Raw genomic sequence first — 18103 nt, forward strand, 5'->3', positions numbered from 1 at the left:
ACCGCGTGCCGATCCCCATCGGGCAGGATAAGCGGATGCCGAGCCTGACCCGTGTAGAGGCGACCGCGCGTGGCGCGGCGATTACTGTCGAGTCCTATCAGGTGGACCTCGACCTGACTGGCGACGGGGACGTGTTCCGCTCCCGCGTCGCGATCCGGTTCCGGGCGACGCCCGGCACCGCGACCTTCGCCGAGGTCAAGCCCGCCACACTGCTGGCGGTACGCCTCAACGACCGCGACGTCGACCTCGACACGTTGACCGACAACCGGTTGCCGCTGGGTGACCTCGACTCCACGAACACGCTGTTCGTCGAGGCCGACATGGCGTATTCCAACACCGGGGAGGGGATGCACCGCTTCGTCGACCCGGCCGACGGCGAGACCTACCTGTACGCGGTGAGCTTCCTCGACAACGTGCAGCGCATCTTCGCGGCGTTCGACCAGCCCGACCTGAAAGCGCCGTTCACCCTCACGGTCACCGCCCCGCCGGCGTGGACGGTCTCCGGCAACGGTGAGCTGGCCGCCAACCCGACCCCCGGGCGCTGGGAGTTCGCCCCGACCGTGCCGCTGGCCACGTATCTCTTCTCCCTGGTCGCCGGGCCGTACCACGTGCGGCGGGCCGAGCACGACGGCGTGCCGCTGGCCCTCTACTGCCGACAGTCGCTCGCCGAGCACCTCGACGCCGACGCCGAGGAGATCTTCACCATCACCCGGCAGAGCCTGGACCGGTTCCACGAGCTCTTCACCGAGCGCTACCCGTTCGGCAAGTACGAGCAGGCGTTCGTGCCCGAGTTCAACCTCGGCGCCATGGAGCACCCGGGCATCGTCGCGTTCCGTGACGACTACGTGTTCCGGTCGGCGGTCACCGACACCCAGCGGGAGCTGCGGGCCACCACGATCGCCCACGAGATGGCGCACATGTGGTTCGGCAACCTGGTCACCATGCGCTGGTGGGACGACCTGTGGCTCAACGAGTCCTTCGCGGAGTACCTGGGCATTCGGGTCGCCGCTGAGGCGACCCGCTTCGAGCGGACGTGGACGACGTTCGCCATGCGCCGCAAGGCCTGGGGGTACGCGGCCGACCAGCGTCCCTCCACCCACCCGGTGGCACCGGAGGAGGTGGCCGACGCCGCCGAGGGCCTGCTCAACGTCGACGGCATCTCGTACGCCAAGGGGGCCAGCGTGCTGCGGCAGCTGGTCGCGTGGCTCGGCGACGAGGCGTTCCTCGCCGGTCTGAACGCGCACTTCGCCGCGCACCGCTTCGGCAACGCCACCCTCGCCGACCTGCTGACCAGCCTCTCCGCCGGCGGTCGGGACCTGTCCGGTTGGGCCGAGCTGTGGTTGCGCCGGTCGCAGGTCAACACGCTGCGCGCCGAGGTGGCCCTCGACGCCGACGGCCGCTACACCGAGGTGGCCGTGGTGCAGACCGCGCCCGAGTCGTACCCGGTGCTGCGGCCACACCGGATCGGCGTGGGCCGCTACGCGGCGGACGGCACCGTGCGGCGCGACGAGGTGGATCTCGACCCGGCCGTCGACGGCGGCCGTACCGTGCTCGGCGGGCTGACCGGCGAGCCGGCGGCGCGGCTGCTGGTGCTCAACGACGGTGACCTCACCTTCGCCAAGGTGCGCCTGGACCCGGCGTCGGCGGACGCCGTTCCGCTGGTGCTGCCGGCGCTGGGCGACTCCCTCACCCGGGCGGTGCTCTGGGGTGAGGTGCTGGACGCGGTGACCGACGGGGAGCGGCCGGTCACCGGCCTGGTCGACCTGATCGTCGCGGCGCTGCCGGCCGAGACCGAGGTCATCATCGCGGAGGACGTGCTGTCCCTCAGCCGGTCGCTGGTCGACCGTTACCTCGATCCGCTGACCCGGTCGGCGGCGCTCGCCCGGATCGCCGGGGCGTGCCGGCGCCTGCTCGACGGGGCGCCGGCGGGGGAGTCGTTGCAGCTCGCCGCCGCCCGGGGCTGGATCGCCGCGACCACCGACGCGGATCTGCTCGTCGGTTGGCTCGCCGGCCGGGATGTGCCCGCCGGGCTGAAGGTCGACGCGGAGCTGCGGTGGGCGGTGCTGCGTCGGCTGGTCGTGCTGGGTGCCGCCGGCGAGGCGGAGATCGCCGCCGAGGCGGCTGCCGATGTCAGCTCCACCGGTGCGGAACGGGCCGCCCGCTGCCGGGCCGCCCTGCCCGACCCGGCCGCGAAGCAGGCCGCCTGGGACATCATCGTGCGTGACACCGAGCTGTCCAACCGGCTGCTGGAGGCGACCGCCGAGGGGTTCTGGCAGCCCGAGCAGGCCGAGCTGACCGCCGCGTACGTCGAGCGGTACTTCACCGACATGCCGGCCGCCGTGGATCGGCGTACCGCGTGGACGGCCGACCGGGTGGCGAAGCTGGCGTTCCCCCACTACGCCGTGGCGCAGCCGACCCGGGAGGCGGCCGCGGCGCTGCTGGCCCGCGACGACCTGACCCCGGGTCTGCGACGGGTCGTCACCGACGCCGACGACGACCTGCGGCGCGCGCTCGTCGCCCGTACGGCGGTGGCCGCCGCGGCAGCCTGAGGTCGGGTCCGCGCGACGGCCGGAGAAGGCGGGCGGGCGCGGGGTGGCTCACCGGTCACCCCGCGCCCCGCGTTCAGCGCAGCGCGGGCTCCGCCGTCACCGGTGCGTCGAAGTCGATGACATAGCGTTGCTCGTGGGCGACGGTCTTCTCCGGGTCCATCACCGTGCGCACGAACAGCGGCATCAGCAGCGGCATCAGCGTCCGGGCGACCGGCCCCGGGGCCTTGGTGTGGTTGATCCGTGCCGCGCGGGCGGCGACCTTCTCCACCCGCGCACGACGCAGCCGCACGTACGCGGCGAACGCCGCCTGGACGTCCGGCAGGTCACGCAGGCACCGGGCGAGCTGCACTCCGCTCTCGATGGCCAGCGACGCGCCCTGCCCGGAGCTGTTCGACGGCGCGTGCGCCGCGTCGCCGACCAGCACCATCCGACCCCGGTACCAGTGCGGCACGGGCGGCATGATGTGCAACGAGCCGACCACCTGAAGCTCGTCGGCGCTGCTGGTCGCCATCAGCTCCCGAGCCGGATCGTCGTCGCCGTAGCTGGTGCGCAGCGTGTCCATCCACTGTGCCGCCGGCACCGCGCGGGCCTCGACGAGGCTCATTGGCCGTTGCTGCGGCAGGTTGGCCCCCCACCGGGTGCCGCCGCCCGGCTCCGGCCAGTACAGGTAGTAGCCGCGTCGCCCGAACGCGAACGTCATCGTGCCGGGCTCGACGCCCACCTCGTGTCGGGCGACCGCCTCGAAGCCGAGCAGCCCGGTGAACCGGGGGCCGGGCGCGGCCGGGTCGATGAGCCCACGGACCGTGGATCTGATGCCGTCCGCGCCGACGAGCACGTCGGCGGTGGCGGTGCTGCCGTCCTCGAAACGGGCGGTCACGCCGCCGTCGCTCTGCTCGACGTCGACCAGCCGTCTGCCGTACGCGAACGAGACGCCCTCGGCGACGGCCCGGTCGTGCAGCTCCCGGTGCAGCTCGGCCCGGTGCACCACGCGCAGTGGCGGCACCCCGGCCAGCGTGGGCAGGTCGAGGCGTCGCCGCCCGACAGCCATGGCGCTGCGCACGATGGGGGTGGCGGTAGCCGTCACCGCCTCGTCCGCGCCGACGCTGCGCAGCGCGGCGACGCCGTTGGGCGCCAGCGCGAGGGTGCCGCCGATGCCGCCGGCCCCGCTGGCGGTGGCCGGGTACGCCTCGTGGACCGTGGCGGCGATGCCGGCGCGACGCAGCGCCAGCGCCGTCACCGGCCCGGCGATGCCGCCGCCGATGACGATCGCGGTTCGTACCGTGGTCATGCTCTCTCCCTGGGTGTCGTGGTCCGCGCGAGCGCACGGACCTGGGAGGGAGCCCGGTTATCCTCGTGGTTGCCGCTTCGGGCCGGGCGCCTTCCCAGGTGTCGGTTCGGGGTAAGGGCTCCGGCGGGGTGTTGGCGCACCCCGCCGGAGCCGTCCGTCAGTCGGTGGTGTCGGCGCTGTCGGGGCCGGTCCTCTCCGCCAGCTCGGTCAGTTCGGCCGGCATCTCGCCGGTCTCGTGGAAGGCCCGCCACGTGTCCAGCCCGGGATAGCCGCCCGAGGTCAGCTCGGCGAGCAGGGCCCGCAGCCAGGTCGTCTCCGCAGCCCGCATGGCCAGGTCGTACTCCGATTCCACGAGGAACAGTCGGGGGACCTCCCGCAGGTGGGTGTCGAGCGTCTCGCGGTCCCGGCGGAGCGCGTCGTCCAGCCGGTCGAGCCGCTGCCGGAGCAGGTCGACGGCCTCGTCGGGGTGCAGCGCGGCGAGCACGGACAGCCCGGCGCGGAAGCGGGGATGCTCCGGCATCGGGGTGGAGACCAACTCGCGCGCCCAGTCGACCAGCTCCGCCCGCCCCACGTCGGTGATCCGGTAGACGGTGCGTTCCGGGCGTCGCCCCTCGCGCAGGCTCTCGACCGCCTCGACCATGCCGTGTTTGTCCATGTTGCGGATGACCGTGTAGAAGGAGCCCCACTTGATCTCCATGTCCTGGTCCTTGCCCCAGGCGCGCAGTGTGGTGGCGATCTCGTACGGGTGCATCGGCCGCTGGACCAGGGCGGACAGCACGGCCAGCGCCAGCAGATTGCCGACCTTGCGCCGCTTCGGCACGACACCCTCCCCACCTCGTCGACGATTACTTGTCGACGAGTATATGCGGCGCGCCCTCGCCGGGCCGGAACAGTGGCCCCGGACGCCCGGCCTACGATCACTGGGTGGAGGAAGATATCCGGCGGATCGGGATCATGGGTGGCACCTTCGACCCGATCCACCACGGGCACCTCGTCGCGGCCAGCGAGGTGGCCGACCGGTTCGGTCTGGACGAGGTGGTCTTCGTCCCCACCGGGCAACCGTGGCAGAAGGCCGACGAACCGGTCAGCCCCGCCGAGGACCGCTACCTGATGACGGTCATCGCGACCGCCTCCAACCCCCGCTTCCAGGTCAGCAGGGTTGACATCGACCGCAGCGGCCCCACCTACACCGTCGACACCCTGCGCGACCTCCAGGCCGAGTACGGCCCCAAGGTGCAGCTGTTCTTCATCACCGGCGCGGACGCGCTGCAACGCATCCTGTCCTGGAAGGATCTGGACGAGATCTTCGAGCTGGCGCACTTCATCGGGGTGACCCGGCCCGGCTTCCCGCTGACCGACAAGCACCTGCCGGCGGACACGGTCAGCCTGATCCAGGTGCCGGCGATGTCCATCTCGTCGACCGATTGCCGCGCCCGGGTCGCCCGGGGCGAGCCGGTCTGGTATCTGGTGCCCGACGGTGTGGTGCAGTACATCGCCAAGCGGCGGCTCTATCAGCCCTGATCGTGCCCGATATGGGCCGTTGCGGGTGCCTAACCGACCAGAACTGACAGGTCGAGGCGTCGGCGGGTATGAGACGCTTGGAGGATCGCACGGTTGATCGAAGGAGAACGGTGACAGTTTCCGAACGCGCTCACGAGCTGGCGATCGCCGCCGCCCAGGCCGCCGCCGACAAGAAGGCGCAGGACATCGCGATCATCGACGTCGGCGACCAGCTCGCCATCACCGACGCGTTCCTGCTCGCCGCCGCCCCCAACGAGCGTCAGGTGCTGGCCATCGTCGACGCCATCGAGGAGCGCCTGCTGGAGCTTCCGGAGAAGGCGAAGCCGATCCGGCGCGAGGGCGAGCGGGGTGGCCGCTGGGTGCTGCTCGACTACGTCGACATCGTGGTGCACGTCCAGCACACCGAGGAGCGCGAGTTCTACGGGCTCGACCGGCTCTGGAAGGACTGCCCCACCATCCCGTTCGTCGACCGCGACCTGGTCGAGGCCGACGCCGGCGGGACCGCCGCAGCCGAATGACCCGGCTGATCGTCTGGCGGCACGGCAACACCGACTGGAACGCCGCCAACCGTGTCCAGGGGCAGACCGACGTACCCCTCAACGAGCTGGGCCGCGACCAGGCCCGCGCCGCCGCGCCGCTGCTCGCGGCGCTGCGGCCCGACGCCATCGTGGCCAGCGACCTGAGTCGCGCCGCGGAGACCGCCGCCGCGCTCGCCGCGCTGACCGGGCTACCGGTCCGCTCCGACGCCCGGCTGCGCGAGCGGCACTTCGGTCGGTGGCAGGGCCTGCACCTCACCGAGGTCGCCGAGATGTTCCCGGAGGAGTACGCCCGTTGGCGGGCCGGCGACCCCGATCCGGGCGCGGATCTGGAGCCGCTGCACGACCTCGGTGACCGGGTCGCCGCCGCCCTGCGGGACGCGGCCGACGCGGCACCCGGCGGCACCGTGGTGATCGCCACCCACGGCGGCGGTTCCCGGCAGGGCGTCGGGCACCTGCTCGGTTGGGACTCCGGCGTGCTGCGCAGCATCGGCTCCCTGGCCAACTGCCACTGGACCGAGTTGCGGCACGACGACGTCCGGGGCTGGCAGCTGCGTGCCCACAACGTCGGCCTGGTCACCGTCCCGGCCGTCGCCGACGCGGTCTGAAATCTCGCCTCGGCGTTCGACGCCTCGATCGGCTAGCGTGCCGGGCATGCCCGTCGCGGTCGTCATCGACTCCACCGCCTACCTCTCGCCCGAGCTGGTGCAGGCGCACCGGCTGACCGTCGTCCCGTTGACCGTCGTGCTCAACGGCGCGGAAGGGCTGGAGGGGGTGGAGATCCACCCGGCCGACGCCACCCTGGCGTTGAGCGGCCGGCGGGTCACCGCGTCGACGTCCCGGCCGGCGCCCGAGCAGTTCGCCCGGACGTACCGCCGACTCCTCGACGACGGCGCCGACGGCGTCGTCTCGGTGCACATCGCCGCCGGCCTGTCCGGCACCGTCGAGGCGGCCCGCCTCGCCGCCGCCGACTTCGACGGCCGCGTCGAGGTCGTCGACAGCCGCTCCGCCGGCATGGGCCTCGGCTTCCCGGCCATCACCGCCGCGACGGCCGCCGAGGCCGGCGCCGACCTGATCGGGGTACGCGACGCCGCGCTCGCCGCCGTGGACCGGACCACCGTCTGGTTCTACGTCGACACGTTGGAGTTCCTCCGCCGGGGTGGCCGGATCAACGCGGCCGAGGCGCTGCTCGGCACCGCCCTGTCCGTCAAGCCGATCATGCACATGCCGGACGGGGCGATCGTGCTGCGCGAAAAGGTCCGCACCGCCAGCCGGGGCGTGGCCCGGCTCGTCGACCTGGCCGTCGAGGCGGCCGGGGACGACGACGTGGACCTCGGCGTGCACCACCTGGCCGCGCCGCAACGAGCCGAGGCGCTGCTCGCCGCGTTGACCGAGCGGTTCGGTGCCCGGCTGCACGACACGTACGTCTCCGAGGCGGGCGCGGTGGTCGCCGCCCACGCCGGCCCGGGGTTGGCCTGCGTGGTCGTGCACCGCCGGCCAGGAGACTGAGCCGATGCCCACCTCGTGCGTGGTCACCGGAGGCGGCCGTGGCGTCGGCCGGGCCGTCGTGCAACGGCTGGTCGCGACGGGTGCCACCGTCGTCGTCGTGGAGCGCGACGCCGCCGCCGTCGACTGGCTGACCGCAGACCCGGCCGCCGACCGACTTGTCGCCGTGATCGGCGACGCCGGCGACGAGCGGGTGGCCGAGCGCGCCGCCGAACTGGCCGAACGCGCCGCCCCGCTGACCGGCTGGGTCAACAACGCGGCGGTGTTCCGCGACGCCGCGCTGCACGCCGTGTCGGCCGACACGATCCTCGACCTGATCGGGCTGAACCTGCGCCCCGCCACGGTGGGCGCCGCCGTCGCCGTCCGCCGGTTCCTCGCCGCCGGCACCGGCGGAGCGATCGTCAACGTCTCCTCGCACCAGGCCCGCCGGCCCGTGTCCGGCGCCCTGCCGTACGCCACGGCGAAGGCGGCCGTGGAGGGGCTGACCCGGGCGCTGGCCGTCGAGTACGGCCGGCACGGCATCCGCGCCAACGCCGTCGCGCTCGGCTCGATCGCCACCGAACGGCACGCCGAGTTCCTGGCCGCGCAGGAACCCTCCCAGGCCGAGTGGATCGACGCCGAGCTGAACCGGCTGCACCCGGTGGGCCGGATCGGGCGGGCCGACGAGGTGGCGGAGGCCGTCGCGTACCTGCTGTCACCGGCAGCGAGCTTCGTCAACGGCGTCATCCTGCCGGTGGACGGGGGACGGGCCGTCCTCGGCCTCGACCCGGAGGCCCGCTGACCGTCCGAGGCGTTGGAATCGGCGGACCAGGCGGGCCTGACCACCCTCGGCAGGTCTAGCTGTCGGCGACGAAGACGCCTTGCCCCTGCTGACCGTAAACCAGGTTCCGGTCGTGCAGCTCCTTGACGGCTCGGTAGGCCGTGGAGCGTGCGACGTTGTAAAGCTCGCCGATCTCGGACACCGACGGCAGTTGTTGGCCAGGCGAGTATTCGCCCGAGCGGATCTTCTGCTCGATGTCGTCCGCCACCCGGCGGTAGTGCGGTGGTCTCGTCGGCATGGTCGGCTCTCCTGGACTTCAGCGGAGATCATGTTTCCAGCCCGGCCGCGATCGAGACAAGGCGGCAACGCAGCAAAGTGGAGATAGCGAGAACTTGACTACAGTGAGACACTGGATACAGTGAGACAGTGATCGGATGCTCCTGGACTTCAGCACTCCTGAGCCATCCGGTCTGCCCGCCCGGAGAGCCGCAAGGAGGTGTCCCTCAGGGCGGGCTACGTCGATTCGCGCGGAAGGTGCCGACCATGCCAATCGATGAACCGGTCTCCACAGCGACCGAACTGTTCATGGCCCAGCGGGTACTGGATGCCCACTGGAAACGGGCAACCGACCGGCCGTGGCGAGCAGGCGGCTGCCTGGAGTGCCGAGAACACAACGACTGCCGGCAACTCGACTGGGCGTTGGCGCTGATGGCCGACGTCGCCTCGGTCATGTTGCAGAAGCCGTGACTGATCCAGCCCGCGCCGCCGGCGAACACGGTGGTCGTGGCTTCTACTTCTTCGATCCGGCGGGGCACGCCATCGAGATCATCACGCGGCCGTACCTGTAGCAGCTCTGATCGACGCACCGCCTCCCTAGCAGATCGGAGCATGATCAGGGCGTTGTCCACAGTGGCGTCGGTTGTCCACAGGGTGAGGTCACCGCGCCCCGCCGGGCCGTCCGCCGCCATAGCGTCGGGCCGTGTCGCACGACGAGGAGACAGAGGTACGCCAGCGCCTGCACCGGCTCACGGAGCCGCCGGGCGCTCTGCCGTCGTCCCGGCCGGGAGCGCCGCTCGCTGGCGTACCCCTTGTTGGTGTGTCGTCCGCGCAGCCGGAGGCGGGCGTGGCGTCGGACGGTCCCGTGGCCCAGCCCACGCCGCGGCTGTCCGGGCCGGGAGCGTTCGACCCGGGGCGGCGTGGGGTGCGCGCGTTGGCCGTCGTCGCCGTGGTGGTGGTGTTGGGCGCGGCCGGCTGGGCCTGGCGGTCCCGGCCGCACGCGGAGCCGGTCGCCCCGCTGGCCGCTGAGGCGGTGCCCGCGACCTCGGCGGGTGCCCCCGAAGCGTCCAGCGCGGGTGAGCTGGTGGTGGCGGTCGCGGGCAAGGTCCGCAAGCCCGGGTTGGTACGGCTGCCGGCCGGGTCGCGGCTGGCCGACGCGGTGCAGGCGGCCGGCGGTGCGCTGCCCGGCGTCGACGTGGCGCTGCTCAACCCGGCCCGCAAGGTCACCGACGGCGAGCTGATCGTCGTCGGGGTGACGCCCCCACCGGTGCCGGGCGGTGCGGCGGCCCCGGCCGCGGGTGGGGCGGCGCCCGCGGCCGGGCCGCTGAACCTCAACACCGCCACCCTCGCCCAACTCGACGCGCTGCCCGGGGTCGGGCCGGTGCTCGCCCAGCGCATCCTCACCCACCGCGAGCAGCACGGCGGGTTCAAGGCCGTCGGCGACCTGCGCCAGGTCGACGGGATCGGGGATGCCCGCTACGAGCAGCTCAAGGATCTGGTGACGGTGTGAGCAGGTCCGGCTCGTCCCCGCCCGTCGCCGAGGCGCAGCCCGCACCACCGGATCTGCGGCTGGCCGGGCTGGCCATGGCCGTGTGGCTCACCACGCTCGCCGGCCTGCATGTCGGCAGCCGCCCGCTCCTGCTGGCGGCCGGGACGGCGGCCGTCCTGACCTCGTGCGGCGCCCTGCACCTGGTTGGCCGCCTCGGCCAACCCCGCGCCGCCACCCGCCGGTACGGCTGGATCGCCGTCGCGGTCGGCCTCGGGCTGGTCTGCGGCGCGGCGGCCACCACCGCCCGGCTCGCCGTCCGGGACGCGCCGCCGATTCGTGCCCTGGCCGAGCAGCGCGCCCCGGTCACGGCCGATCTGGTCGTCCGGGACGATCCGCGTCCGATCCGTTCCGCCGGACGTCCCGGCATGCTGCTGGTGTCGACCGAGCTGACTCGGCTCACCGGCCCGGACGGCCGGCGGGTCCGCGCGCCGGTGCGGCTTCTGGTCCTGGCCACCGACCCGGCCTGGCGAGGGTTGCTCCCCGGGCAGCGCCTCACCGCCGACGGCCGCCTCGGCCTTCCGCGCGGCGGTGACCTGACCGGTGCGGTGCTCAGCACCAACGGCCCGCCCGTGCGACAGGGTGCGTCGTCGTGGGCGCAGCGCGCCGCCGGGACGCTGCGTGCCGGCCTGCAACGGGCCTGCGCGCCGCTCCCCGACGATCCGGGCGGGCTGCTGCCCGGGCTGGTTGTGGGAGACACCAGCCGGTTGCCGCCCGCCGTCGAGGAGGACTTCCAAGCCACCGGCATGACGCACCTGAACGCCGTCTCCGGCTCGAACGTGGCCATCGTGGTGGGTGCCGTCCTGCTGTTGGCCCGGTGGGCGCGGGCCGGCCCGTGGCTCGCCGCCGGGCTCTGCGGGGTCGCGCTGGTCGGTTTCGTCATCCTGGTCCGCCCGTCACCGAGCGTCGTACGGGCCGCCACGATGGGGGCGATCGGGCTCGCCGCGCTCGCCGCCGGCCGTCCCCGGGCGGCTCTGCCGGCGCTGGCCGCCGCGATCACCGTGCTGGTACTGGTCGACCCGGAGTTGGCCGGCGATCCCGGGTTCGCGCTGTCCGTACTGGCGACGGGTGGTCTGCTGCTGCTCGCACCGCGCTGGCGGGACGGGCTGCGGCGGCGGGGCGTTCCGCCCGGGGTGGCCGAGGCGTTGGCCGTTCCCGCGGCCGCGCAACTGGCCTGCGGGCCGGTCGTCGCCGGGATCTCCGGCACCGTCAGCCTGGTGGCCGTGCCGGCCAACCTGCTGGCGGTGCCGGCCATCGCGCCGGCCACCATCCTGGGCGTGGTGGCGGCCACCGTGTCGCCGATCTGGCCGGCCGGCGCCGAGTTCGCGGCGTGGCTGGCCAGTTGGCCAGCGTGGTGGCTGGTCGTCATCGCCCGCCACGGCGCCCGGCTGCCGGGCGGCACCCTGCCGTGGCCGGGCGGGGTGCCGGGTGCTCTCCTGCTGGCCGGGCTGACCGTCGCGCTGCTGGTCGCGGTGCGACGGCCACTCGTACGGCGACTGGTCGCGGTGGTCGGTGTCGCCGCCGTGCTGGGCGCCCTTCCGGTCCGGCTGGTGGCTGCCGGCTGGCCGCCGCCGGGATGGGTCGTGGTGGCCTGCGCGGTGGGCCAGGGCGACGCCCTGGTGCTGCCGGTCGAACCCGGTCGGGCCGTGGTGGTGGACGCCGGGCCGGAGCCGGGCGCGGTGGACGGCTGCCTGCGTCGACTCGGCGTACGGGAGGTGCCGCTGCTGGTGATCAGCCACTTCCACGCCGACCACGTGGGGGGAGTGGCCGGGGTGTTCCGGGGGCGACGGGTGGGTGCCGTGCTGATGCCGCCGTCGGCGGAGCCGGTGGAGGGGCGGGATCTGGTGCGCGCGGCGGCGACCGGTGGGCGGGCCGCGCTACTGACCACCGTGGCCGGTGCTCGTCATCCGGTCGGTGGCGTCGACCTGCTGGTGCTCGGCCCGCCGTACCCACTGGCGGGCACCAGGTCCGACCCCAACAACAACTCGCTGGTGCTGCGTGCCACGGTTGCCGGAGTGCGGATCCTGCTGCCCGGCGACGCGGAGACCGAGGAGCAGCACGCGATGGTGGCGCGGGCGGCGCCCGGTCAGTTGCGGGCGGACGTGTTGAAGGTCGCCCACCACGGTTCGGCGTACCAGGATCTCCGGTTCCTCGACGAGGTACGGCCCTCCGTCGCGCTGGTGCCGGTCGGTGCCGGTAACACCTACGGGCACCCGAACCCGGGGCTGCTCACTCGGCTCACCAGGGGCGGTGCCCGGGTGTTGCGGACCGACACCGACGGCGACGTGGCGGCGATCCGCTCGGGCGACGGCCTGGCCGTGGCCCGTCGAGGGGTGCTACCTGGGCGCCGACCATGAGCCGGCCGGGGAAGGGCGGTGGAAATTGCACACCACCGAAGCAAATGGCGGGTGGATTGCCAATTAGATGGTTAATTGAGGTGAATGTCGGGATTTGCACTGTGTGCGGGCTACGCCGACTGAGCGCCGAATGACCAGGCACGATCGCACCCCGGGCCGTGCGAATATGGGCGGCGTGACCCCCGCCAGCCTCGCCCCCATTCTGCTCGTCCTCGGCGACGAGGAGCTGCTCGCCACGCGCGCGGTCACCGAAGCTGTCGCGAAGGTTCGCGGCGTCGACCCCGAGGTGGACGTCCGCGAATACCAGGCCAGCGCGCTCACCGTCGGCGAGATCGCCGAGATGCTCAGCCCGTCACTGTTCGGCGGTCGGCGGCTGCTGATCCTGCGCTCCGGCCAGGACGCCCGCAAGGACCTGGTCACCGCCCTGCTGGCGTACGCGAAGAACCCCGACCCGGACGTGCAACTGCTGGTCCTGCACCTGGGCGGCGCCAAGGGCAAGGCGTTCGCCGACGGGCTGCGGGCGGCCGGCGCGACGGTCGTCCCGGCGGCCAAGCTCAAGGGGCACCGCGACCGGGTGGCCTTCGTCCGGGACGAGATCCGCCGGGCCGGTGGCAAGTGCACCGACGACGCCGCCGAGGCCCTCATCGCGGCCGTCGGCAACGATCTGCGCGAGTTGGCCGCCGCCTGCTCCCAACTGGTCGCCGACACCGACGGGCGGATCGGCGCCGACACGGTCTCCCGCTACTACCGGGGCCGGGTCGAGGTGACCGGCTTCACGGTGGCGGACGCCACCATGGTCGGCGACGTGCCGGCCGCGTTGGAGGCGCTGCGCTGGGCCCTGCACGTCGGCGTCGATCCGGTGCCCATCGCCGACGCCCTGGCCGACGGGGTGCGCACGGTGGCCCGAGTGGCGTCGGCCGGGCGGGGCAACCCGTACCAGCTGGCCAGCAGCCTCGGGATGCCCGCCTGGAAGATCGAGCGGGCGCAGCGGCAGGGCCGAGGCTGGACGCCGGAGGGCCTGGTCCGGGCCATGCAGGTCGCCGCCGAGTGCAACGCGGCGGTGAAGGGCGGCTCCGACGACCGGGCGTACGCCCTGGAGCGCGCCGTCTTCTCGGTCGCGGCGGCCCGGCAGGGCAGCACCCGGTGACGGGGCCGAACCGCACGGCGTGGGCCACCATCCCCGCCGAGGAGGAGCGTTACCGGCCGCTGTACGCCCGACTCCTCGGCCTGCGGTTCGTCAACCCCGGGGGAGTGCTGTGCTTCCTCTTCTTCGAGGGTGCCATCGCCTTGGCGGTGCTGCTCGCCCTCGCCGAGCTGGTCACCTGGTGGTCGGTGCTGGTGCTGCCCGCGGTGGTGGCGGCGATGGTCAAGCTCAACGACATGGTGGCCGCGGTCGTGGTCCGGTCCGCCGCGCTCGTGCCCGAGCAGGAACGGGACCGCTTCCGCCGGCAGATGGAACCGGTCGTCGGCCGCGCCCGAGTCGAGTGGATGCCGCACAGCGTGACGGGCGTGGTGATCAGCGCCGACCCCGTGCCGCCGCCCCGCCACCCCGACCCGTCGGACTGACTCCGACCGGCCCACCGGCACTCGCGCCGGCTGGCACTCCCGCCCCGGCGGCGACCACGCCTACCGGCACTCCCGCCCCGGCGGCGGGCACCCCTACAGACACACGGAAGCCCCGGACCGGGGTCCGGGGCTTTCCGAATCAGTCTGACGGTAGATCGTCAGGCGGACAGCGCCACCACGCGCTTCGCGATCGCGGACTTGCGGTTCGCGGCCTGGTTGGAGTGGATCACGCCCTTGCTGACGGCCTTGTCCAGCTTGCGCGAGGCGTCCTGCATGAGCGCGGTGGCCTTCTCGACGTCACCGGCCTCGGCAGCCTCGTTGAACTTCCGGACGGCGGTCTTCAGCGACGACTTGACCGACTTGTTGCGCAGCCGGGCCTTCTCGTTCTGCCGGTTGCGCTTGATCTGGGACTTGATGTTCGCCACGCGACAGCCTCGTCTTGATAGCTCGGGTTGGTCAGCTTGTGCGCTGGATGACGAACATGCGTCATCGCTGCGCGAAGAGCCAGGTTACCAGGTCGCCCCGGACGAGCCAAAACGGCTCGGCCCGAACCGCGTCCGCCCGGGCCGCTGTCACCGCCAGCCCTGGCGGTGGGCGAGCCAGTCGAGCGCCTGCTCGCCGCTCCACCGCTGATGCGCCGACCGGTGCGGCGAGGCCGTCACCGGTGCCGCCTCGGCCCCGGTCAGGTAGTAGCCGGCCAGCGCGGCCAGCGTGGCGTCGAGCGCGTCCGGGGGTGCGTCCGCGCACGCCGGGTGCGCGGCGAAGAGCCGGTCCGCGTCCAGCCCGCCGGCGTACGCGGTGAGCAGCAAGCCGGCCAGATCCCACCAGGGCGGCCCGTGGCAGACCCAGGTCCAGTCACAGAACCAGGCCCGGCCGTCCGCGCCGATCAGCACGTTGTCCACCCGCAGGTCGCCGTGGATCAGCCCGGTCGCCGCGGCGGCGTACCCGGGCAGGCGGGACTCCAGCGCGACCAGCTCGGGCAGCCGGCCCCGCGCCGGTGCGGGCATCGGGGGTGACGGCTCGCGTCCGGCGGCGACCTCCTCCCACCAGAGAATGTCCGAGCGGGCCAGGTCGGCCAGGTGCGGCAGGCCGAGCGCGGTCAGCGGGGCCGGCGGGTCGGCCAGCGCGGCGGCGACCTGCGCGTACCCGGCGAGCGTGGCGTCCAGCTCGGCCACCGTCCAGGGCAGGCGTGGGGTGTGGCCGTCGACGGTGTCGGTGCAGAGCACGATCCAGCCGGCCTCGGACAGGCTCCACCGGAGGCGGGGCGCCGGCAGGCCGGCCGGCAGCCGGTCCAGGATCGCGGCCTCCCGGGCGTACCCCTCGACCAGGTGCGGTTGCTCGGCGGCGGGTGCCGCCTTGACGAAGGCCCGACCACCGTCGGCTGTGCTGAGCACGGCGGCGAAGCCCCGGGTGAAGCCGGCGCCGGCGACCCGGACGGCGACCACCGGCGCGCCGAGCCGGTCGGCGACCGCGGCCCGCAGCGCCGCCGGCAGCGCGGGCCACGACGGGCGCAGCGCGCTCGCGTGGTACGGCACCGGAGGCAGCGGCGTGGGGGACACCCCACCATGCTGCCCCGGGGTGCGTGCGCGACGCGCGGCGACACTGCCAGACTGCCAAGCCATGAGGACCGAGGACTTCTGGCAGCTGATCGACCAGGCGCGGGCCGGCGGTGGGGGAGAGCCCGGCCCGGTGGCCGCGCGGGCCGTCGCGCTGCTCGCCGAGCGCGACCCGGAGGACATCGTCGGGTACGCCCGGCACCAGACGCGGGTGCTGGCCGCCTCGCACAAGGCGGACCTGTGGGGCGCCGCCTACCTGATCAACGGCGGTGCCTCGGCGGACGGGTTCGAGCACTTCCGGGGCTGGCTGATGACGCAGGGGCGGGCGGTCTTCGCCGGCGCGGTCGCCGATCCGGACTCGTTGGCCGAACTGCCCCAGGTGCGGGCGGCCGCACTCAGCGGGGAGGAGTTCTCCGCCGAGCAGATGCTGTCGGTGCCCTGGGACGCGTACCGCAAGGCCACCGCGACGGAACTGCCGGCGGACCGCGAGCCGGTGCGCACACCGGACCTCAACGACTTCTGGGACTTCGACGACGAGGAGGAGGCGCGCCGGCGGCTGCCCCGGCTGGCCGCGCTCTTCGTGGAGCCGCCGCCGGAGTGAGGTCCCCGGGGCCGATCCGTCGCCCGCGCAGTGGGCGCACCCCGGCGGCGTGGGAACATGGAGGGGGTCGGCGGCGCGCCGGCCTGTTCACGTCAGCCGACCAGAACGGACCGCTGTGCCACCGAAGCTCGATCCCGGCGCGAACGCCCCTGGTGCCACCGACCCCGGTCGCATCCGGAACTTCGGCATCATCGCCCACATCGACCACGGGAAGTCGACCCTGGCCGACCGGATGCTGCAGCTCACCGGCGTGGTCGACCCGCGGCAGATGCGCGCCCAGTACCTGGACCGGATGGACATCGAGCGCGAGCGCGGCATCACCATCAAGAGCCAGGCCGTTCGCATGCCGTGGACCATCCGCGAGGGCGAGCGGGCCGGTGAGCACGCGGTGCTCAACATGATCGACACCCCGGGGCACGTCGACTTCACCTACGAGGTGTCCCGGTCGCTGGCCGCCTGCGAGGGGGCCGTGCTGCTGGTCGACGCCGCGCAGGGCATCGAGGCGCAGACCCTGGCGAACCTCTACCTGGCCCTCGAAAACGACCTGCGCATCATCCCGGTGCTCAACAAGATCGACCTGCCGGCCGCCCAGCCGGAGAAGTACGCCGAGGAGCTGGCCCACCTCATCGGCGGTGACCCCGCCGACTGCATCCGGGTCTCCGGCAAGACCGGCGAGGGCGTGCCACACCTGCTCGACGAGATCGTCCGGCAGTTCATCCCGCCGGTCGGCGACGCCGAGGCGCCCGCCCGGGCGATGATCTTCGATTCGGTGTACGACGTGTACCGCGGCGTCGTCACGTACGTCCGCGTCATCGACGGCCGGATCAGCGCCCGCGACCGGATCAAGATGATGTCCACCGGCGCGGTGCACGAGCTGCTGGAGATCGGCGTCATCTCGCCGGAGATGGTGAAGGCCGAGGCGCTCGGCGTCGGCGAGGTCGGCTACCTGATCACCGGCGTGAAGGACGTCCGGCAGTCCCGGGTCGGTGACACGGTCACCATCAACAGCCGGCCGGCCGCCGAGCCGCTGGGTGGCTACAAGGACCCGAAGCCGATGGTCTACTCCGGCCTCTACCCGATCGACGGGTCCGACTACCCGAACCTGCGCGAGGCACTGGACAAGCTCAAGCTCAACGACGCGGCCCTGGACTACGAGCCGGAGACCTCCGGCGCGCTCGGCTTCGGCTTCCGCTGCGGCTTCCTCGGCCTGCTCCACCTGGAGATCATCCGGGAGCGCCTGGAGCGCGAGTACAACCTCGACCTGATCTCCACCGCGCCCAACGTGGTGTACCGGGCGATCACCGACGACGGCGCCGAGATCGTCGTGACCAACCCCAGCGAGTACCCCACCGGCAAGATCGCCGAGGTGTACGAGCCGGTCGTACGGGCCACCGTCCTGACGCCCAACGACTACGTGGGTGCCGTGATGGAGCTGTGCCAGGGCCGGCGCGGCACCCTGCTCGGCATGGACTACCTGTCCGCCGACCGGGTGGAACTGCGCTACACGCTGCCCCTCGCGGAGATCATCTACGACTTCTTCGACCAGTTGAAGAGCCGTACCAAGGGGTACGCGTCGCTGGACTACGAGCCCTCCGGCGAGCAGGCGTCCGACCTGGTGAAGGTGGACATCCTGCTGCACGGCGAGCCGGTCGACGCGTTCAGCGCCATCGTGCACAAGGACAAGGCGTACAACTACGGCGTCACCATCGCCGCCAAGCTGCGTACCCTCATCCCGCGCCAGCAGTTCGAGGTGCCGATCCAGGCGGCCATCGGCAGCCGGGTCATCGCCCGGGAGACCATCCGCGCGATCCGCAAGGACGTGCTCGCCAAGTGCTACGGCGGTGACATCAGCCGTAAGCGCAAGCTGCTGGAGAAGCAGAAGGAAGGCAAGAAGCGGATGAAGATGGTCGGCCGGGTCGAGGTGCCGCAGGAGGCGTTCATCGCCGCCCTGTCGTCCGACTCCGGTGACGGCAAGGCCGCCGGAAAGAAGTGACCCCGGCACCGGTGCGTCGGCTCTGAACCGGCGGCCCGTGGAGAAATT

General features: G+C 73.0%; 18 protein-coding genes. 13 read left to right on the top strand and 5 right to left on the bottom strand.

Features of this window, described 5'->3' with window-relative positions; translation table 11 throughout:
* Positions 1–35: 35 nt before the first annotated feature.
* Positions 36–2549: an aminopeptidase N gene (gene pepN / locus O7620_RS01215; RefSeq protein ID WP_278121356.1), complete on the top strand. Its 2514-nt coding sequence runs from the start codon at positions 36–38 to the stop codon at positions 2547–2549.
* 73 nt (positions 2550–2622) lie between these two features.
* Here the strand turns inward: pepN and O7620_RS01220 are convergent, their stop codons facing one another.
* Positions 2623–3837 (bottom strand): FAD-dependent monooxygenase, encoded by a 1215-nt coding sequence (locus tag O7620_RS01220; RefSeq protein WP_278121358.1) that lies wholly within the window; start codon positions 3835–3837, stop codon positions 2623–2625.
* 157 nt (positions 3838–3994) lie between these two features.
* Positions 3995–4657 (bottom strand): PadR family transcriptional regulator, encoded by a 663-nt coding sequence (locus O7620_RS01225; protein WP_278121360.1) that lies wholly within the window; start codon positions 4655–4657, stop codon positions 3995–3997.
* Positions 4658–4761: 104 nt separating this feature from the next.
* On the opposite strand from O7620_RS01225, the gene nadD reads away from it, so the two are divergent.
* The 5 genes from nadD (at position 4762) to O7620_RS01250 (ending at position 8181) form a co-directional block, all read left to right on the top strand.
* The gene (gene nadD / locus O7620_RS01230) at positions 4762–5358 is read left to right on the top strand and encodes a nicotinate-nucleotide adenylyltransferase (protein ID WP_151488713.1); all 597 of its coding nucleotides are present in this window, start codon (positions 4762–4764) and stop codon (positions 5356–5358) included.
* A 110-nt stretch (positions 5359–5468) separates the two neighbouring features.
* The gene (gene rsfS / locus O7620_RS01235) at positions 5469–5876 is read left to right on the top strand and encodes a ribosome silencing factor (RefSeq protein WP_007464025.1); all 408 of its coding nucleotides are present in this window, start codon (positions 5469–5471) and stop codon (positions 5874–5876) included.
* Complete coding sequence (locus O7620_RS01240; protein WP_151488712.1) at positions 5873–6502, top strand: histidine phosphatase family protein; 630 nt, start codon at positions 5873–5875, stop codon at positions 6500–6502. Before rsfS ends, O7620_RS01240 begins: the two co-directional genes overlap by 4 nt.
* Positions 6503–6548: 46 nt before the next feature.
* A complete protein-coding gene (locus O7620_RS01245) occupies positions 6549–7403 on the top strand; it encodes a DegV family protein (protein ID WP_278121363.1) in 855 nt (284 codons plus the stop codon).
* A 4-nt stretch (positions 7404–7407) separates the two neighbouring features.
* The gene (locus O7620_RS01250; RefSeq protein WP_278121365.1) at positions 7408–8181 is read left to right on the top strand and encodes an SDR family oxidoreductase; all 774 of its coding nucleotides are present in this window, start codon (positions 7408–7410) and stop codon (positions 8179–8181) included.
* A 55-nt stretch (positions 8182–8236) separates the two neighbouring features.
* Here the strand turns inward: O7620_RS01250 and O7620_RS01255 are convergent, their stop codons facing one another.
* Positions 8237–8428 carry a GntR family transcriptional regulator gene (locus tag O7620_RS01255; protein ID WP_255473646.1) on the bottom strand — a complete coding sequence of 64 codons (192 nt, stop codon included), beginning with the start codon at positions 8426–8428 and terminating at the stop codon, positions 8237–8239.
* Positions 8429–8703: 275 nt separating this feature from the next.
* On the opposite strand from O7620_RS01255, the gene O7620_RS01260 reads away from it, so the two are divergent.
* The 5 genes from O7620_RS01260 to O7620_RS01280 all read left to right on the top strand — a co-directional run bounded on the left by O7620_RS01260 (position 8704) and on the right by O7620_RS01280 (position 13905).
* On the top strand, positions 8704–8907 hold the full coding sequence (locus O7620_RS01260) for a hypothetical protein (RefSeq protein ID WP_151488708.1): 204 nt from the start codon (positions 8704–8706) through the stop codon (positions 8905–8907).
* 232 nt (positions 8908–9139) lie between these two features.
* Complete coding sequence (locus O7620_RS01265; protein ID WP_278121368.1) at positions 9140–9946, top strand: ComEA family DNA-binding protein; 807 nt, start codon at positions 9140–9142, stop codon at positions 9944–9946.
* Between the two features lie 74 nt (positions 9947–10020).
* Positions 10021–12339, top strand: a complete 2319-nt coding sequence (locus O7620_RS01270) for a ComEC/Rec2 family competence protein (RefSeq protein WP_278126805.1) — start codon at positions 10021–10023, stop codon at positions 12337–12339.
* Between the two features lie 166 nt (positions 12340–12505).
* On the top strand, positions 12506–13486 hold the full coding sequence (gene holA / locus O7620_RS01275) for a DNA polymerase III subunit delta (RefSeq protein ID WP_151488706.1): 981 nt from the start codon (positions 12506–12508) through the stop codon (positions 13484–13486).
* Positions 13483–13905 (top strand): hypothetical protein, encoded by a 423-nt coding sequence (locus O7620_RS01280; protein ID WP_151488705.1) that lies wholly within the window; start codon positions 13483–13485, stop codon positions 13903–13905. Before holA ends, O7620_RS01280 begins: the two co-directional genes overlap by 4 nt.
* Before the next feature lie 158 nt (positions 13906–14063).
* Here the strand turns inward: O7620_RS01280 and rpsT are convergent, their stop codons facing one another.
* Together rpsT and O7620_RS01290 are read right to left on the bottom strand one after the other, a co-directional pair.
* Positions 14064–14330 (bottom strand): 30S ribosomal protein S20, encoded by a 267-nt coding sequence (gene rpsT / locus O7620_RS01285; RefSeq protein ID WP_109818418.1) that lies wholly within the window; start codon positions 14328–14330, stop codon positions 14064–14066.
* Between the two features lie 147 nt (positions 14331–14477).
* Positions 14478–15464: a phosphotransferase gene (locus O7620_RS01290; RefSeq protein WP_278121372.1), complete on the bottom strand. Its 987-nt coding sequence runs from the start codon at positions 15462–15464 to the stop codon at positions 14478–14480.
* Between the two features lie 61 nt (positions 15465–15525).
* On the opposite strand from O7620_RS01290, the gene O7620_RS01295 reads away from it, so the two are divergent.
* Both O7620_RS01295 and lepA read left to right on the top strand, forming a co-directional pair.
* Positions 15526–16062 carry a DUF4240 domain-containing protein gene (locus tag O7620_RS01295; protein ID WP_278121373.1) on the top strand — a complete coding sequence of 179 codons (537 nt, stop codon included), beginning with the start codon at positions 15526–15528 and terminating at the stop codon, positions 16060–16062.
* Positions 16063–16177: 115 nt separating this feature from the next.
* The gene (gene lepA, locus O7620_RS01300; RefSeq protein WP_151488702.1) at positions 16178–18055 is read left to right on the top strand and encodes a translation elongation factor 4; all 1878 of its coding nucleotides are present in this window, start codon (positions 16178–16180) and stop codon (positions 18053–18055) included.
* Positions 18056–18103: the final 48 nt, after the last annotated feature.

The organism is Micromonospora sp. WMMD710, from assembly GCF_029626045.1.
Lineage (GTDB): Bacteria > Actinomycetota > Actinomycetes > Mycobacteriales > Micromonosporaceae > Micromonospora.

What these genes read in the sequence shown, in the direction of transcription:
- O7620_RS01220 (WP_278121358.1), bottom strand. Translation starts at nt 3,837, where the DNA reads ATGACCACGGTACGAACCGCGATCGTCATCGGCGGCGGCATCGCCGGG.
- O7620_RS01250 (WP_278121365.1), top strand. Translation starts at nt 7,408, where the DNA reads ATGCCCACCTCGTGCGTGGTCACCGGAGGCGGCCGTGGCGTCGGCCGG.
- O7620_RS01245 (WP_278121363.1), top strand. Translation starts at nt 6,549, where the DNA reads ATGCCCGTCGCGGTCGTCATCGACTCCACCGCCTACCTCTCGCCCGAG.
- O7620_RS01240 (WP_151488712.1), top strand. Translation starts at nt 5,873, where the DNA reads ATGACCCGGCTGATCGTCTGGCGGCACGGCAACACCGACTGGAACGCC.
- O7620_RS01295 (WP_278121373.1), top strand. Translation starts at nt 15,526, where the DNA reads ATGAGGACCGAGGACTTCTGGCAGCTGATCGACCAGGCGCGGGCCGGC.
- O7620_RS01270 (WP_278126805.1), top strand. Translation starts at nt 10,021, where the DNA reads ATGGCCGTGTGGCTCACCACGCTCGCCGGCCTGCATGTCGGCAGCCGC.
- O7620_RS01260 (WP_151488708.1), top strand. Translation starts at nt 8,704, where the DNA reads ATGCCAATCGATGAACCGGTCTCCACAGCGACCGAACTGTTCATGGCC.
- pepN (WP_278121356.1), top strand. Translation starts at nt 36, where the DNA reads ATGCCGAGCCTGACCCGTGTAGAGGCGACCGCGCGTGGCGCGGCGATT.
- holA (WP_151488706.1), top strand. Translation starts at nt 12,506, where the DNA reads ATGGGCGGCGTGACCCCCGCCAGCCTCGCCCCCATTCTGCTCGTCCTC.